The sequence below is a fragment of the Streptomyces sp. NPDC006463 genome (assembly GCF_042870715.1).
Lineage (GTDB): Bacteria > Actinomycetota > Actinomycetes > Streptomycetales > Streptomycetaceae > Streptomyces.
In genome coordinates this window covers 147,927-163,240 of record NZ_JBIAHP010000011.1, presented here as the reverse complement: position 1 = coordinate 163,240, position 15,314 = coordinate 147,927, and the positions used below count along the sequence as shown (strand labels likewise).

Sequence of the window (15,314 nt, the reverse complement as noted above, 5' to 3'; positions counted from 1 at the left end):
GGGCACGCCGCACGTTGTCTCATGTTGTCTCATTTGCACCGTGCCCCTCTCAGCGGTCGGGAGAATCTCGATTGCAACAGGCGGTGATCGAACGTACTGCCGGTGGGCGCCTCAATTTGCCCCCGCCGTACGTCGGTTATCCGATCCCCCCAGCACGGTGAGAGGTACCACGATGACAACGAACCGCGTCAAGCGCTTCGCAGCCCGCGCGCTGACCATCACGGCGGCGGCCTGCGCAGTCGCGGCGGCAAGCACCCTTCCGGCGTCCGCAGCCGACCAGCCCACACGGCAGCAGCTCATGGCGGACTGCGGCTCGGGCGAAGGCAAGTGCACGTTCAACGAGCCCCAGCTCGGGGAGGCGTACCTGGGTGACTTCCGTCAGGTGTCGAACTCGGTGTTCAACTGCAGCACCTCCGACGCCACTCAGGCGATGACGTGGGACGACACGGTGGGATCCACCGACTCGCTGGGCGTATCCGTCACGGCCGGCGGCAAGATCGCGGGCATCGTTGACCTCAGCATAACGGCGAGTTACAGCCACAGTTGGTCGAGCACTCACTCGGAGAGCAGCTCGCTCAGCATGACGGTGAAGCCCGGCGAGGTGGGCTGGATCTCACGTGCCCAGGTGATGCAGAAGGTGTCCGGCACCTGGCAGACCCACTACGACAGCCCCAAGTGGGGTCACTACTACTGGTTCTTCCAGGACACCATCACCGGCCCGGCCAAGAACGGCACCGACGGCAAGAGCAATGCGGTGGTGGTGAAGAGCCGGAAGATGACCGATGCGGAGAAGCGTTCCTGCTCCGACGAGTCCCGCACGGGCCGTACGTTCGTCCAGGAACGCTGAGTAGCGACTCACATGTGAGACCGGCCCCTTGTCCCCGCACTGTGCGGGGGCAGGGGGTCGCGTGCGGTGCGTCCACCTCTGCGGTCCCCGGAAAACCGGGGGCCGCAGCGGTGCACTGCCCGCTACGATCGGGCACTCACCTGATCACGGCGGTACGACGGAGGCACCGATGACACAGGCCCCTTCGCGTACACCCGCCCACCCCGAACGGCTTGAGCAGGGACACCCGTTCCGGCAGTGGAAGACCTGGCGCATACCCGGCACCGAGCTCACCCTCACCGGGTACTCGCGCGCCAACGACAAGACGTTCTTCCACATACCGGAACTGCGCTGCGCGCTCGACGCCGGACTCGCGGAAGGCCGTCAGCCGGACACCGTCTTCCTCACCCACACCCACCACGACCATTCCGGGGACCTCGACTACCTCGCCGCCAGGCCCGCCGGTGTCGACATCCACCTGCCCGCCGCGGCGGTGCCGTACGTGGAGACCTTTCTGCGGGCCTCCGCCGAACTGAACCACGGCACCGCCTACGACCCGGCCCTCGCCGCGAAATGCCGGCTGCACGGGGTGCGCGGCGGCGACGAGTTCACTTTCGGACGCCGTGGGCACCACGTGCGGGTAGTGGAGTGCACGCACAAGGTGCCGTGCGTGGGATACGCCTTCTCCGAACGTCGCAAGGCACTGCTGCCCGAGTACGAGGAACTGCGGCACTCCCTCGCCGAACAGGGCCGGGGCGCGGAGTTCGGCCGCATCCTGGCGCAGCGCCGCCAGGATGGCATCGAGGTCGAACGAGAGGTGCGCAAGCCGCTGTTCGCCTTCCTCGGCGACACCCATGTGAGCGTGTTCACGGAGAATCCATGGCTCTTCGATTACCCCGTGCTCATCACTGAGTGCACCTATCTCGACGACGCCGAACTTGAGCGGGCCGACCGGGTCGGACACACCGTCTGGAGTCGGCTGAAGCCCGTCGTCGAGGCCCACCCGCACACCCTCTTCGTCCTCACCCACTTCAGCCTGCGCCACTCGGACCAGGACGTCCTCGCCTTCTTCGGCGACGAGCGGCCCGGCAACGTGCTGCTGTGGGTGCACCCGGACAGCCGGCTGCCCGAGCAGCACCAGCACGGCGGTTCGCATGGCTGAAGGCCGCTGGTCGCCGTACCCCAAGATCCCGTCCCGGGCCCGGCTGGGCGAGGCGCGGAGCCGGGAATGGGTCGCGCTGGAGAAGATCCACGGCGCGAACTTCGCCGTCGTGTGCGACGACGCCGGAGTACGTCCGGCCAAGCGCCGTGAACTGCTCGGCGAGAGCGGCCTCGACGACTTCTTCGGCGTGGGACGGATCTGGCCGGCCCTGGCCGTCGCCGCGGGCCGCTGCGCCGCTGCCCTGCGCCGCCACCACGGCGCGGACGCCTCGGCACCGGTCACGGTCTACGGTGAACTGGCGGGCGGGCGCTACCCGCACCCGGACGTGCTGCCCGCGCCGGGCACGGAGCCGGTCCAGACCGGCGTCTGGTACGCGCCGGGGCTGCTCTGGCTGCCGTTCGACGCCACGGTCGAGGCCGGTGGCGGCGTTCGCTGGGTCGGTGACCGGGCGCTGCGGGAGTCCGCGGGCGCGGCGGGTCTGCACTGTGCCCCGCTCATCGCGCATGGGACGCTCGCCCAGGTACAGGAGCGGACGCCGGTGTTCCCGACCCGGGTACCGGCACTACTGGGCCTGCCCGAGCTGCCCGGCAACCTCGCGGAGGGGTTCGTGGTGAAGCCCGCCGAAGAGTGGTGGGCCACCGAGGGAACCGGCGCGGCCTCACGACCGGTGGCCAAGTGCAAGCACCCCGCCTTCGCCGAGGACGGTCGCTTCGACGGTTCACGGCCCTACCTGGCGCCCGCCGAAGGCGCCGCCGGCGTGCCCGGCTGGCTCCTCGGCCAGGTCACCGCACTGCTCACCCCGGCCCGGGCGGCGGCAGCCGTCAGCAAGCTGGGCCCGCGCACACCGGCCGAGGAGGTCGCCGCCGAGATCGCCCGGGACGCGGTCGAGGAGATCACCGAGGCCCTCGGCGGCCTCGACGACGGCCTCGTCCCGGCCCTGGAACGGGCGCTGCAGGCCGGAGCCCTTGCGCTCGCACGCTTCGACGCGGTCGACCGCCGGGCCCACGCCTGATCCGGTCGTGGTCGTCCGCCGCCAGGGTCTCCACAGGCCGCGCACCTCGCGCCCGACGGTGGTCGACAGCCGGATTCCGCACGACCAGGAACTCCTGCGATCGACCGTTCAGCGTTCGAGAAGGGCACGGAGCGCTTCGGCGAGGCCGGCGCCGGACCGTTCCCGCTGACAACTGCAGCCGGGGGCCAGTCGGTTCAGGTGGAGCGCAGCCAGCAGCCCCGAGGCCCCCGGACACGGCGGTGGAGGGGACGGCCGACGGTTTGGGTGATCCAGCCCGTGCCACCTCGCGGTCCGCGCAAGCCGCGACCGTGGTCTCGGCAGGCACCGGAGCCGGCAGCCGGGCGGGGGAGTTCCTTGCGCGGCGCCCGTACGAGTCCCGGTTCGCGGCCGGGCAAGAGCAAGAGCCCCTACACCGCCGGTGCCAGGTCGCGAGCGGTGCCGGTCTGCTCGTACGCGTGTCCCGCGCGCAGCAGCGCAGCCTCGCCGAAGGGCTTCCCCATGAGCTGCATGCCGATCGGCATGCCCTGCGAGTCGCGGCCGACCGGCACGGTCAGGGACGGCACACCGGTGATGTTGGCCGGGGCCGACAGCCGCACATAGGCGTCGGAGACACTCTCCACCGTGCCGTCGCCCCAGGTCACCGTGGTCTGTCCGACCTCCACGGCGGTGATGGGCACGGTGGGCGCGGCGATCACGTCCACCGCGTCCAGCATGTCCAGCCACGCCTGCCGTATGAGTGTGCGAGCGCGCTGGGCGCGGAGGTAGTCCCCGGCGGTCATGAGCTCGCCGGCCTCCAGGAGGACACGGACGTCCGCCCCGTACAGATCGGGCACCGCGCGCAACGTGCGCTCGTGGTAGGCGGATGCCTCCGGCACCATCAGCCCCCACTGTGTCGGCTGGATGTAGCGCGTCATCGGGATCTCGACCTCGACGAGCCTCGCGCCGAGGGCCTCCAGGCGGCCGATCGCGCGGCGGACCGAGGTTTCGATCTCCGGGTCCACCCGGTCGAAGTAGTAGTTGCCCGGTACGCCGACCCGCAGGCCCGTCAGATCCGTACCGGGGCCCGGCCTGTAGTCCACGGCCGGAGCCGGGACGGACCCCGGGTCGCGCGGGTCGTGCCCGACCAGGGAGGCCAGGACCAGCGCGGCGTCCTCCACCGTGCGGGTGATGGGGCCGACGTGGTCGAGCGACCATGACAGGGAGGTCACGCCGTACCGGGGGACCAGTCCGTACGTCGGCTTCAGGCCGACGACCCCGTTCAGTGCGGCGGGTACCCGGATCGACCCCCCGGTGTCGGTCCCCAGCGCGAACGTGGCCGCTCCGGCTGCCACGGCGACCGCCGACCCGCCGCTGGAGCCACCGGCGACCCGCCCCCGGTCCCAGGCGTTGCCGGTCTGAGGTGTGGTCAGGCCGTAGGCGAATTCGTGCGTGTGGGTCTTGCCGACGAAAGCCGCGCCGGCCGCGGAGAGTTGGGCGGCGACCGTGGCGTCGGCGGCCGCCCGGTGGCCGTCACGTACCCGGGAGCTCGCGGACGTGGCCATCGCGGCCACATCGATCAGGTCCTTCAACCCGGCGGGAATGCCGTGCAGAGGTCCTCTGATCCGGTCGGTGACGACCTCGTCCGCCGCACGTCGCGCTGCCTGCCGTGCGTGGTCCGCCGTTACCGCGGCGTAGGCCTGCAGGCGCGGTTGGACCTGCTCGATGCGCTCCAGTACCGAGTCCACCAGCTCGACCGGAGAGATCCGCCGGGTCCGTATCGCCTCGGCGGCGTCGGCCACGGTCAGTTCAAACGGCTGCATCGTGCTGCTCCCCTCCCGCGCGGTACGCGGCGGCCGGCGGTGTGTCCCCGAAGTGCAGTTCCCGCAGGACGGAGACGACGGAATGGATGTGGTCGGCGGTGGCCGCCACTCCCGCATGGCGCTCGTTCGCCAGCGGGAGACCGGATCGTGCGGCCCAGCGGGCCGCCTCCGGCGGCGTGAGATCAGCGGCGGACATGTGTGGCCTTCCTGATCGGGCTGAGGGGCGGCGGGTGATCACCGCCGCGCTAAAGCTAACAGGTTGCGTTAGCTGACGGCAGAGCCTACGTTACTTAAAGCGAACCAATCGCTTTTGAGTGTGGATCCGCCCTCCGCAGACGAAGGAAGACACCTCTCGTGCGCACAGCTCCGCTCACCGGAACCGCCCCGCCCGCCGCCGCTCCGTCCTGGGTGATCGGTGACGTCACCGTCCACCGCATCGACGAGATCCCCCTGCCGCCGCAGACCGGCCCCTGGCTCCTGCCGGCCGCCACCGCTGACGTCGTCGCCGAACAGGGCTGGCTCCGGCCCGACTTCGCGGATCACGACGGGATCCTGCGCATCGACAGCCACAGCTTCGCTCTGGTCGTGGACGGACTGCGCGTCCTCGTCGACACCGGAGTCGGCAACGGGAAGACGCGCGCGAACCCGGCATGGCACGACCTCCGCACCGACTACCTCGAACGCCTCGCGGCGGCGGGGTTCGCCCCGGAGTCCGTCGACCTGGTGGTGCTGACCCATCTGCACACCGATCACGTCGGCTGGAACACGCGGGAAGTTCAAGGCGCTTGGGTGCCGACGTTCCCGGGCGCCCGCTACCTCACGGCGAAGGCGGAGTACGACTTCTGGGCCGCGTACGACATGGACGAGGCGCGGCGCGCCATGTTCCGCGACTCCGTGCATCCGGTCGAGGAGGCGGGTCTGCTCGAACTGGTCGACGTGCCGGCCGGGGGTGTCGACATCGCCGCCGGTCTGCGCCTGGTGCCGGCCCCGGGGCACACTCCTGGCCACGTCGCCGTCCAGGTGAACAGCGCCGGTGCCACGGCCCTGATCACCGGGGACTGCATTCATCACCCCGTGCAGCTGGCGCATCCCGGAATCGGTAGCTGCGTCGACATCGACCCCGAGCAGGCCGAGGCGACCCGCCGCTCGCTGCTCGCATCGCTCGCGGACACCGACGCCCTGGTCCTCGGCACGCACTTCCCCCCGCCGACCGCAGGCCGTGTCGTCACCATGGGTGATGCCTACCGGCTCGAACCGGTGCCCGGCCGGGGTGCGGTGGCCGGAGTCTGACCTCCGGCACATCGGACGAGGTGATCAGCTGACTGACGCTGGCGGCGGCGTGGCGGCCGCAGCGGAGCCGACCGCCGGGCGGCATCCTGCGGCGGAGCGAACTGGGTGCAGGCGGCCCCTCGTGAACCCGTCGCGCCCGGTCAGCGGGACGTGCCGCGGCCGTTCAGGACGTCCTGCACGAGCCGGCGTGCGTAGGCGGCGGTGAGGTCGCCGGTACGGAAGAGGATGCGGTACATCATGGGCGCCACGACCCGGTCGAGCACCAACTCGACGTCGGGGGCGTCCTCGCCGCGCTCCGCGGCCCGGGCGAGCATGATGTCGATCTGCTCCGCCGCGTACGTGGAGCACCGCACCGCGTTGTCACCGTCGGGGTCCCCGAGCAGGGCGTCGCGAATGTAGGCCCGGCCGATGGGAGAGGCCATCTCCTCGATGAACTGCTCGGCCCAGTTCCGCAGGTCGGTCGGCAGGTCTCCGTGGTCGCGCGGCGGAGCGTCCGGCCGCAGGTGTTCCACGGCGACGTCCGACAGCAGCTCCTGCAGGTCGCCCCAGCGCCGGTAGATCGTCGACGGGGTGACACCCGCGCGGGCCGCGACCAGCGGAACGGTCAGCTCGGGGCGGCCCACTTCCGCCTGGAGTTCGCGTACGGCGGTATGGACCGCCTCCTGGACACGGGCGCTGCGGCCGCCCGGGCGAACCATGGGTTTGCGACTCATGCGAGCAGCTTAAAGCAAAGTTCTTGCTTCACGCGGGTGCCTTAAAGCGAAGAGATTGCTTTAGCGCCTGGCGGGCAGTAGCTTACTTAAAGCAAATCATCCGCTTTAAGTCGGGAGTTGTTGATGGTGAAGCGCCTGCCCTTCGTGCTGGACGCATCCATCCTGATCACCCTGCTGGCCGCCTCCAGCGCGCCCACTCCCCTCTACCCCGTCTATCAGGACCGGTGGGAACTGTCCGCGCTGTCCGTGACGGTGGTCTTCAGCGCGTACACCCTCGCCCTGCTGGCGGCCCTGCTCACCACCGGGGCCCTGTCCGACCACGTAGGTCGGCGTCCGGTGCTCATGTGCGCGCTCACACTGGAAGCGGCCTCGATGGCGGCGTTCGCGAGCGCCGACGGCATGGCAACGCTCGTCGCCGCGCGCGTGCTGCAAGGACTCGCCACCGGTGCGGCCACCAGCGCGGCGGGGGCCGCCCTGGTCGATCTCGACGAGCCGGGGCACTCCGGCCGGTCCGCCCTCACCAACAGCATCGCGCCGGCGGCAGGGATGGCCGCCGGCGTCCTGACGGCGACCGTGCTCATCCGCTACGTACCCGGGCCGACCGTGACCGTGTACCTCGCGTTGATGCTCGTATTCCTCGGGCAGGCAGCCGCCGTCACGCTTTGCCCCGAGACCGCCCGTCCCCGCGCCGGGGCGTGGCGCTCCTTGCGTCCGCGCCTCGCCGTCTCCCCGGCCGCCCGGCAGGCCTTTGTGATCAGCGGTGGGGGAGTCATCGCCGTATGGGCGCTCGGCGGCTTCTACTCCTCCCTCGGCCCGGCCTTCGTCCGCCTCGTGGCCCCCGAAGCCCCGCAGGCGGCCGGAGGCATGGTCTTCTTCACCCTGAGCCTGCCGGCCGCCCTCACGGTCCGGGCCACCCGCGGCCTGCGCCCCGTGACCGCCACGCTCCTGGGCTGCGCCGCGGTTCCCGTTTCCGTGGCCCTGTCCCTGGCCGCCATCCACCTGGTGAGCCTGCCCGCAGTCTTCGCCGCGGCCCTCCTGGCCGGTGTCGCCTTCGGCGCGGTGTCACAGGGCTCGCTGCGCATGGTCCTCGCACCGGTCCCGCAGCCCGACCGGAGCACGACGCTGGCCGCGTACTACGTGCTCTCTTACGTTGCGATGAGCCTGCCGGCCGTAGCCGCAGGCCTCCTGACGGAGGTTTACGGCCTGCGGACAGCGGCCCACCTGTACGCCGTCCTCGTCACCCTGCTCGCCTCGGCCGCGCTGCTCCCCCTCGTGGCTGCCGCAGGACCGACCGATGTCAGGGTTGGACGAGACCGCGTGCCCGGAGGATGTCGCGCAGAGCGCGCAGGGCGTAGTAACTGCGAGATTTGACGGTTCCCGGGGGGATGCCGAGCTTGTCGGCGGCATGGGCGACGGACTGGCCGCAGTGCCGGTCGCCGCCCAGGAGACGGGCCGCGTAGCGCAGCAGGGGAGTGGCGTGGTGCTGGTAGACGGCGCGTACGAATTCCTCGCAGCCGTCGGACTGCGGCGGCACGGCTCGTGCACGGGCGCTCGCCTGCGCACCGGTGCCGGCACCGGCACCGGCACTGGCACCGGATATCAGGGTTCCGGCCTCCGAGGTCCGCCTCATGCGCTGACGCCCGTTGCTCGATCCGTGGACCGGTCGCGTGCGAGCAGCTCCACGAGCTCGGTGCGGGACGGGCCCGTCCGGGTGCAGGCCGCGGCCTCGGCGGCCAGGCGGACAACCGGGCCGGCAGGTCGAGGGCGAGCGCGGCCGCTCTCGCGTCCACTCCGGCCGGCGCCCCATCGGACGGCCCGCCACGGGGTGGGGATGCGCGCAGGAGCCGCTCACTCCCGACTGAAGCTCTCCCTCCCAGTCCGTGATCCGATGCTGCGGCGGGGACAGGAGACCCTCGGTGAGGTCGTCGAAGCGGACGACGGCCTCCCCGACGCCGCCCTGCCGCAAGGCATCCCGTAGCAGGACGGCATGCAGCTGCCCCGTCGACGGTCCCAGGCCGAGCAGGGATCGGCCGCCGCCCAGGCACCGCCGACGCTCGCCCTGCCGGTGGCCACCGGCCGGCCGTCGCCGACGAACCGCCGGTGGCTGCTCTTCAAGTGCCCCGGCCCGCCGATGTCAGCCCGAACGCAACGCCGTCGAAGTGGTGGAGCGACCATCTCGCCCGCCCGGCCGCGTCGACGACCAGGTCCGCGAGAACGGCCTCGCCCGGGTCCGTCAGGACCCCCGGATGTGTGGTCTGTCGGCGAGACGTTCCTTTCCGGCAGCGCGGTGACACCCACTCCCCACTCGATCCTGATCCCCTTTGCCCGCGACAACTCCTCGTCCAGAGCCCGGGAGACGTGGGTGCGGTGCACGAGGAAGCGTTGCCGCCGTCGGCGACGGCGCCCGCCGAAGTCAGTCTCCCGGCGACGTCGGGCAGCTCCTCGGACCGGGACGGGCCGCTGGTCGGGGTCGGCGTCGGGGTGTGTCCTGCCCGGTGAGCCGTGGGGCTCCTGATCTTGCCGGACACCCTTTCCTGCCATGGCGTCTCGACTACGCTTGTCATGATCACGGCCAAGATCGAGCGAGGGGGGTACGCCCATGCCGTACGAGACCGGCGCGAAGGTGAAGCTGACCAGGGATGTGCAGGTCACCGCAAACGACTCAGCGATGAGGATCGGCTTCCCCGGGCCGCTGTTCCTGGCCGAGGGCTTGGGGGGCATCGTCACGGGCACGGCAAAGGAAGCCAGCGGCTTCGCCCAGGAGCAGGTCGCGTTCTTCGAGCAGCAAATCCGCGACGCCCAGCTCAAGGGCTTCGCGGCCAGCCTGGTCGAGCAGTTCCGTCAGCAGGTCATCGGGCATGGAGTGTACGGCGCCGGAGTCGGCACTCAGATCAGATACAGGGTGCGCTTCGAGAACGGGTTCGTTCTCGACGGTCTTGCAGAGGACTCGCTGACCGGAGCCTGAGTATCTGCCATCCCGCCCCCGCCCCCGCCGGCCGCCGGGGGCGTCGCGGTCTCTGTAGCCGGTTCACAGGCCACCGCGCCGGTGCGGCCCTCCTCAGCCCGGGTAGGTGATCGAGCCCAGCGGCGGGCAGGGGATGAGCGTGGTGCCGGCGCCGGGGCGTTCGACGAACGCCCGGGCCTCGGCAGCCCGCAGGTGCTGGAATTCCAGCTCGTCGGCGTGCCAGGCGTCGCGCCTGGCGCGGGCGTAGTCCCACGAGTCGTCGATGAGGCTGAGGCTGGTGTTGCCGGAGCTGCGCTGGAAGTCCGCCTTCAAGGCGACCTGTTGGAGTGCGGTCTGGGTCGCGGCGAGATCGATGCGGGTGATCAGGACGCCGAGGGTGTTCGGTTCGCGGGTCGGCATGGGGGCCTGCGGGAGCAGCGACACCCCGGTGTCGAGGCGGCCGAGGTTGTCGACGCTCGCTCTTTGGGCGTCCCTCGACATGATCTGCATTTCCTGGTGCAGCCAGAAGAACTCGTCGAGATCGGCCTGGGTGATGCGCATCCGCTGGTACAGGGCTTGGAAGCGGGGATCGTGGTGCAGCGGACGTATGGGGGCGACGTGGAGCGACACGCAGTCGTTGAAGCCGCCTGCCACCGCGGCCTCGAGGTGGAAGATGGCCAGTTCCGCCTCCCCCTGTGCGCACGCCAGGCCACCGAGGCCCGCGCGGCCCGCAGCGGCGAGCCACGCACCGTCGGGGCCGAGCGCCGTGGCACGCGCGACGACGTCGTGGAGGCCCCTGGTACCCGCCACGGCGGGTCCCTTGGTCAGGAGCTCCACCAGCACTTCGTGAAGACGGGCGGCCATTGAGTTGACGGTGTCGACCATGGATCTCCTCAGACCTCGGTGGTGAAGAGCGAAAGGGGTGCCGAGTCTGTGACTACCCCCGTGGAAATGACGGACGGACGGGGTGAGAGGTTCCCGCTCGTGCCCGGCCGTGATCACGAGTGACATCGGCTTCTGGGCCTGCTCGACCGCCAGGTCGACCTTGTGAACGGCCCCCGCTCGCAGGCGCCTTACCGAAGATCCGCGGGACGTGCCGGCTCCCACCCGGGGTCCGGTCGGCTTCGGCCCGCCACAGGCAGATGGCGTGCCGCGTCTGCGGGGGACCCGACGTGTAATTGGCGTCGTGGCGGGTGGGACGCTCAGAGCCCGTGCTGGTCGAGAATGGCCATCAGCTTCCGCTTGCGTTTCTGGTCGGCGCGCAGGGCGGCCAGGTAGGCGGCGAACTCGGCCCCGGTATCCAGCGCGCGATGGCAGGCGCGGGCGCCGAGCAGTAGCTCCGCGAGGCGTTCGTACGTGCTGTCGCCGGTCTGCTTGCGCAGCGGCTCGATCCAGCGGAGGTAGACGCCCAGCGCGTCGGCCGGTTGCCGGTCGCGGATCCGGTCGGCCAGGGCCAGCCACTGCCGCTGGTCGGCGTACCCATCGGCGGCCGCCTGCCAGGCAGCCTGGAGGTCGTCGTCGTCCATGAGCGCGTCGACCAGCACCGAGCCGCCGTACCAGAGGTCGCTCTTGGGCGGGGCGGCGGCCTTCAGCACTTCCAGGGCGTCCACGCGTTCGGAGCCCTCCCAGGTGCCGGCCGCATGGGCCGCCGTACGAACGTGCTGGTACGCGGCCAGTGAGGGGCGGGCGCGCAGTAGGTCCCGGCGGACCGCGACCACGTCGGCCAGGCGGTCGGCCCGCTGATAGCGCTCGCAGACGAAAGCGACCAGGTCGCTGTCGGGTCCCCACTCGGAGACGGTCTCCCGCAGGCCGCGTTCCGCCCACTCCAGGGCCTCGCCCGCCCGGCCCGCCGCCTCCAGCTCTCCGGCGATCACCAGGTGGGTGCGGCCGTCCGGGGCGAGGTCCGCCGCGTGGACCTCGACCAGTGCGTCCACGTTGCCGCCGTCGGCCTTCAGGAGGCGCTCCATGAGGTACTTCTCCGCCCACCCCTTCGGGTTGGCCCGCCAGGCGGCCACCACCAATACGCGCGCCCGGGCCAGGCCGGGGTCACCGAGCACGTCCCGGTAGTCGAAGAGGTCGATGTCGGTGGCGTCGTTCGCCTCGCCCAGCAGATACGGCACCAGCCACTCGGCGGTCTCCACCGGGTCGGGCCGGGCAGTGCGGCAGGCTTCCAGATGGGCTTCGGCCAGCCCGGTGGCGACCTCCCCGATCAGGCCGTCCGAGTCGTCGATCTCGCCGTACGTGCGCCCCAGAGCCCGCAGAGCCTCGCGGGCCACCTCCACCGCCTCCGCCGCCCGGCCGCTCGACGTCAGCGCGCGCAGTGCGGTGACGGCCTCCGTCGCCTGCCGGCCGTAGGCGTGGGCGTCGGCGTACTCGACGTACCCGTAGCGGGCGAAGGGACGGGTGTCGAGGAGGCTCAGCACGCGCTCCCGTACGACGCCGGTGTCCTCGCCGGCGGCTGCCGCACGCAGCTCCAGGCGGCGCCGCAGGTCGCGGTCACCGGCGAGCTGCTCCCGTACCAGGGCGAGCAGTTCCTCCCGAGTGCGGGACTCGAGCCAGCCGTCCAGGAGCCGGGTGCGTGAGGCGGCGGCCGACCGTTGCTGCGGTACGGAATCGGCCTGGCTGAGGACCGTCAGGCCGACGGCCACGCAGTGCTTGCAGAAGTTGCCGTCCTGGCCGTACGGGCAGTCGCACCAGCCGGTGAGTCCGCCGTCCTCGTCCTCGGTCAATTCCACCTCGTAGGCGTCGCTTCCGTCGACGGTGGCGGTGATCGTTTCGTACCCGATCTCCAGCCGTGAGACCCCGGACAGATAGCCGAGCCCCCGCTCGAAGGAGCGTGCTCCCGCCAGTCGGCGCAAGTCCTGCTCGGTAAAACGCAATGCATGTGTCACGGCACCATTCAACCGAAGGGAAGGCCACCAGCACCACGTTTCGCCTCCAATGCATCGGGCGGCCGTCGGCCGTCTTTCGTCTCAGGCCGTGGTCCCCGGATCTTCCGCAGCCGGCCGTCCGGCGCTGAACGCCGACGGCAGCAGCACCGTTGCCGCGGCGTGGTTGCGGCATGCGGTGATCACCCGCGCGACCGGCCTGAGGATGTGGGCGATCAGCACCCCGCTGTAGCCCCCGATCCGGCCTCGAGCACGGTCATCCCCGGCTCCAGGCGCACGGACTTCGCCGGGGGCAGCACGCGCTGCCATCCGGACTGCCGGCCGTCCATTAGGCTCGGTCCCATGCCGGATCTGGTGATCCTTCGACACGCCAAGAGTGCCTGGCCGCAGGGCGTGCCCGACCGCGAGCGTCCCCTCGGCCCGCGCGGACTGCGGGACGCTCCCGCCGCCGGGCGGCTGCTGGCCCAGGCCGCCCTGCTGCCGGACCTCGTCCTGTGCTCCCCGGCCCGGCGCACCCGCCAGACCTGGGAGCTGGCCGCCGCGGAACTTCCCGTACAGCCGCCCGTACGCTTCGAGCCGCAGCTGTACGGGGCCGACGCCGAGGACCTCCTCGACGCCGTACGGGACACGTCGGCCGAGGTCGCCCGTCTGCTCCTCGTCGGCCACAACCCCGGCCTGCAGGAGCTGATCCTGCTCCTGGCCGGCGAAGCCCCCGACAGGGACCTGGACCGCATCGAGACCAAGTTCCCCACCTCGGCCGTCGCCGCCCTCAGTTGCCCCGGGCCCTGGCCCGCCCTCGACCCGGCCACCGCGGTGCTCACGTACTTCGCGATCCCACGCGGCTGAGCCGCGAACAGGCTGCGCTTCAGCGGCCCGGCCTCTTCACCCTGGAGAGGGACGCCCTTCGTGCGCCCCGGGCTGTTGCAGTCGCGACGCGAGCTCGCCGGGCAGGCCGTCCCGGTTGGCCGGCGTGAGGTGGACGACCTCGATGCCGGTACGTCGCTTGAGCGCATCGGTGAACGGGTCGCGGTGTGCGTGGACCGTGGCGACGACGTCGACCTCTGCGGCGAACAGCGCGTCGACGGCGTCGCGGAACGCCGTGCACGCCAGCTCCATCCTCCCCAGCTCGTCGATGAGCACCAGCTGACGTGGCGCGTCCCCGACTGCAGTCGGCCGCAGGGACGGCAGCGCCAGCCGTTCCATGACGCCAAGGTCGACTCCGTACTTGCCCACCCGCGGCGGACCGGGCAGGTCGACATGGGCGAGCACCTGCCGCCGGCCGTCCAGGGTCTCCAGGGCGAAACCGACGCGAGCGCCGGACTGTCGGATCTCCTCCGTGGTGAAGCCGTTGGCCGCGCGGGTGGGCAGCAGTGCGGCCAGCCGACGCAGGGCGGTCGTCTTGCCCGCGCCAGGGCGGCCTTCGATCAGGATCCTTGTCGGCACACGGCCATCCTCACCCCCGCCTGGCGGATGCGGGCCGCTCGGGCTCGGCCGAACGGGCGTACGCCGACGCGTTCGCCGGAGTCGGTGCGAGGTAGTACGCGACGAACCGCACGCCGTTCGCCTGCGCCTGCGCCTGCTCCTGCACGGCCCTCCGGTCGACTCCGACGCCCACGACTTCGACGAGGATGCCGTCGCGCTTGAACGTACGGAGCGACCTCGGCCCGCGGTCCTTGCCGATCGTGCCGATCGTGCCGATCGTGCCGATCGTGCCGATCGTGCCGATCGTGCCGATCGTGCCGATCGTGCCGATCACTACGTTCACCTGACGCTGCACCAGAGCACGCTGCCCGGGCTGCACCTGGGCGATGCTCACCAGCGCCTGATGAGCGGTCAGGCCGACGATGCTGTGGCACATGGTCGGCGTGGCTGCCGTGTGGCGAGGTCACCCAGCCGAACACCTCGCACATGGTGAACTTCTGCGCCTCGGCGCGCGGGTTCTCGGGAGCCGGCCGGGCTGGGCCTGGTCAGGGCCCGGTCCAGTCGAAGGTGATGTGCTTGCTGGACTGGCCTTCCCTGCTCCACTGGAAGCCCTAGGCATCGGCGCGGTCCGCTGTCGAGCGGCCCCAGGTCGCGACCTGGCCCGGTCCGGTCTCGGCACCCGGCAGGTTGGTCGACTGCACCCGGGCGCCCTCCGGCGTGTTGGGTCCGGTGAGTGCCTGCGCGCCCGCCTCGACCCGGCCGGGAACCGCGGCCCGCCAGCTCGAGAGGTCGTCGGCGACCTCCACCTCGATGGGGGCGAACTCCATACCGCGCAACTCCGCGCCCATCATGCTCACCATCTCTGCCGGCCAGCTGCCCGCCTGGCCACTGAAGATCATCTGGAGTGCTTCGCGCTGCGCGTCGTCGGCGCGCTCGTCGACGAAGACCGCCGCGTACGCGTCGGAGTGCTCGGCCCATAGGTTGCCCACGAAGGAGCCCAGCATCATCACGCTGAGGCCGTCCAGCGGTACGTCTCCGTGTCTTCCTCGCGGATGTGCCACGCGAGGATGCCGTCGCAATCGCCGTATGTGGGCAGCTGTGCGAACGAGCAGGGGCACGGCACGTTGCACTTACAGGTGTCGAACCAGTCGCCTGCCACGTACCACCTCGGCACGGTCGCCGTCGTCTCGGACATCTCCTGCCTCCTCGTGACCGCGTACCGGAGGTGGTCTGGGGAAGGCGACAGAGCCTGGAACAC

General features: G+C 71.2%; 15 protein-coding genes and 1 pseudogene. 7 read left to right on the top strand and 9 right to left on the bottom strand.

All coding sequences use genetic code 11. The annotated features are described in order from the left end of the window. Positions 1-172 precede the first annotated feature (172 nt). The 3 genes from ACFYOB_RS21530 (at position 173) to ACFYOB_RS21520 (ending at position 3,000) form a co-directional block, all read left to right on the top strand. On the top strand, positions 173-847 hold the full coding sequence (locus ACFYOB_RS21530) for a hypothetical protein (RefSeq protein WP_388561693.1): 675 nt from the start codon (positions 173-175) through the stop codon (positions 845-847). A gap of 169 nt (positions 848-1,016) precedes the next feature. Next, positions 1,017-1,988: an MBL fold metallo-hydrolase gene (locus ACFYOB_RS21525; RefSeq protein WP_388561691.1), complete on the top strand. Its 972-nt coding sequence runs from the start codon at positions 1,017-1,019 to the stop codon at positions 1,986-1,988. Then, a complete protein-coding gene (locus tag ACFYOB_RS21520; RefSeq protein ID WP_388561689.1) occupies positions 1,981-3,000 on the top strand; it encodes an RNA ligase family protein in 1,020 nt (339 codons plus the stop codon). Before ACFYOB_RS21525 ends, ACFYOB_RS21520 begins: the two co-directional genes overlap by 8 nt. 407 nt (positions 3,001-3,407) lie before the next feature. Here the strand turns inward: ACFYOB_RS21520 and ACFYOB_RS21515 are convergent, their stop codons facing one another. Next, entirely contained in the window at positions 3,408-4,799 is a 1,392-nt protein-coding gene (locus ACFYOB_RS21515; RefSeq protein ID WP_388561687.1) for an amidase, read from the bottom strand. Further along, positions 4,786-4,995, bottom strand: a complete 210-nt coding sequence (locus ACFYOB_RS21510; RefSeq protein ID WP_388561685.1) for a hypothetical protein — start codon at positions 4,993-4,995, stop codon at positions 4,786-4,788. The genes ACFYOB_RS21515 and ACFYOB_RS21510 overlap by 14 nt, the downstream gene beginning before the upstream one ends. A gap of 158 nt (positions 4,996-5,153) precedes the next feature. On the opposite strand from ACFYOB_RS21510, the gene ACFYOB_RS21505 reads away from it, so the two are divergent. After that, on the top strand, positions 5,154-6,089 hold the full coding sequence (locus ACFYOB_RS21505; RefSeq protein WP_388561683.1) for an MBL fold metallo-hydrolase: 936 nt from the start codon (positions 5,154-5,156) through the stop codon (positions 6,087-6,089). 140 nt (positions 6,090-6,229) lie between these two features. Here ACFYOB_RS21505 and ACFYOB_RS21500 read toward each other — a convergent pair whose 3' ends face one another. Further along, a complete protein-coding gene (locus ACFYOB_RS21500) occupies positions 6,230-6,802 on the bottom strand; it encodes a TetR/AcrR family transcriptional regulator (protein ID WP_388561681.1) in 573 nt (190 codons plus the stop codon). A gap of 123 nt (positions 6,803-6,925) precedes the next feature. Here ACFYOB_RS21500 and ACFYOB_RS21495 point away from each other — a divergent pair, with 123 nt between their 5' ends. Beyond that, positions 6,926-8,173 carry an MFS transporter gene (locus ACFYOB_RS21495; protein ID WP_388561679.1) on the top strand — a complete coding sequence of 416 codons (1,248 nt, stop codon included), beginning with the start codon at positions 6,926-6,928 and terminating at the stop codon, positions 8,171-8,173. Here the strand turns inward: ACFYOB_RS21495 and ACFYOB_RS21490 are convergent. Then, positions 8,100-8,432, bottom strand: coding sequence for a hypothetical protein (locus tag ACFYOB_RS21490; protein WP_388561984.1), 333 nt, complete (start codon positions 8,430-8,432; stop codon positions 8,100-8,102). The genes ACFYOB_RS21495 and ACFYOB_RS21490 overlap by 74 nt on opposite strands. A gap of 969 nt (positions 8,433-9,401) precedes the next feature. Between ACFYOB_RS21490 and ACFYOB_RS21485 the strand changes: the two genes are divergently transcribed. Beyond that, positions 9,402-9,767 (top strand): hypothetical protein, encoded by a 366-nt coding sequence (locus tag ACFYOB_RS21485; protein WP_388561677.1) that lies wholly within the window; start codon positions 9,402-9,404, stop codon positions 9,765-9,767. A gap of 93 nt (positions 9,768-9,860) precedes the next feature. On the opposite strand, the gene ACFYOB_RS21480 is transcribed toward ACFYOB_RS21485, so the two are convergent. Further along, positions 9,861-10,631, bottom strand: coding sequence for a hypothetical protein (locus ACFYOB_RS21480; RefSeq protein WP_388561675.1), 771 nt, complete (start codon positions 10,629-10,631; stop codon positions 9,861-9,863). Between the two features lie 317 nt (positions 10,632-10,948). Then, positions 10,949-12,637, bottom strand: coding sequence for an SWIM zinc finger domain-containing protein (locus tag ACFYOB_RS21475; protein WP_388561673.1), 1,689 nt, complete (start codon positions 12,635-12,637; stop codon positions 10,949-10,951). A 339-nt stretch (positions 12,638-12,976) separates the two neighbouring features. Here ACFYOB_RS21475 and ACFYOB_RS21470 point away from each other — a divergent pair, with 339 nt between their 5' ends. After that, positions 12,977-13,480 (top strand): SixA phosphatase family protein, encoded by a 504-nt coding sequence (locus ACFYOB_RS21470; protein ID WP_388561671.1) that lies wholly within the window; start codon positions 12,977-12,979, stop codon positions 13,478-13,480. Between the two features lie 36 nt (positions 13,481-13,516). Here ACFYOB_RS21470 and ACFYOB_RS21465 read toward each other — a convergent pair whose 3' ends face one another. From ACFYOB_RS21465 to ACFYOB_RS21455, 3 genes and pseudogenes are all read right to left on the bottom strand, one after another. After that, positions 13,517-14,077: a nucleoside-triphosphatase gene (locus ACFYOB_RS21465; RefSeq protein WP_388561669.1), complete on the bottom strand. Its 561-nt coding sequence runs from the start codon at positions 14,075-14,077 to the stop codon at positions 13,517-13,519. A 10-nt stretch (positions 14,078-14,087) separates the two neighbouring features. Then, positions 14,088-14,492 (bottom strand): hypothetical protein, encoded by a 405-nt coding sequence (locus tag ACFYOB_RS21460; RefSeq protein ID WP_388561667.1) that lies wholly within the window; start codon positions 14,490-14,492, stop codon positions 14,088-14,090. Positions 14,493-14,601: 109 nt separating this feature from the next. Beyond that, a pseudogene (locus ACFYOB_RS21455) lies at positions 14,602-15,251 on the bottom strand (DUF1326 domain-containing protein). Positions 15,252-15,314 lie beyond the last annotated feature (63 nt).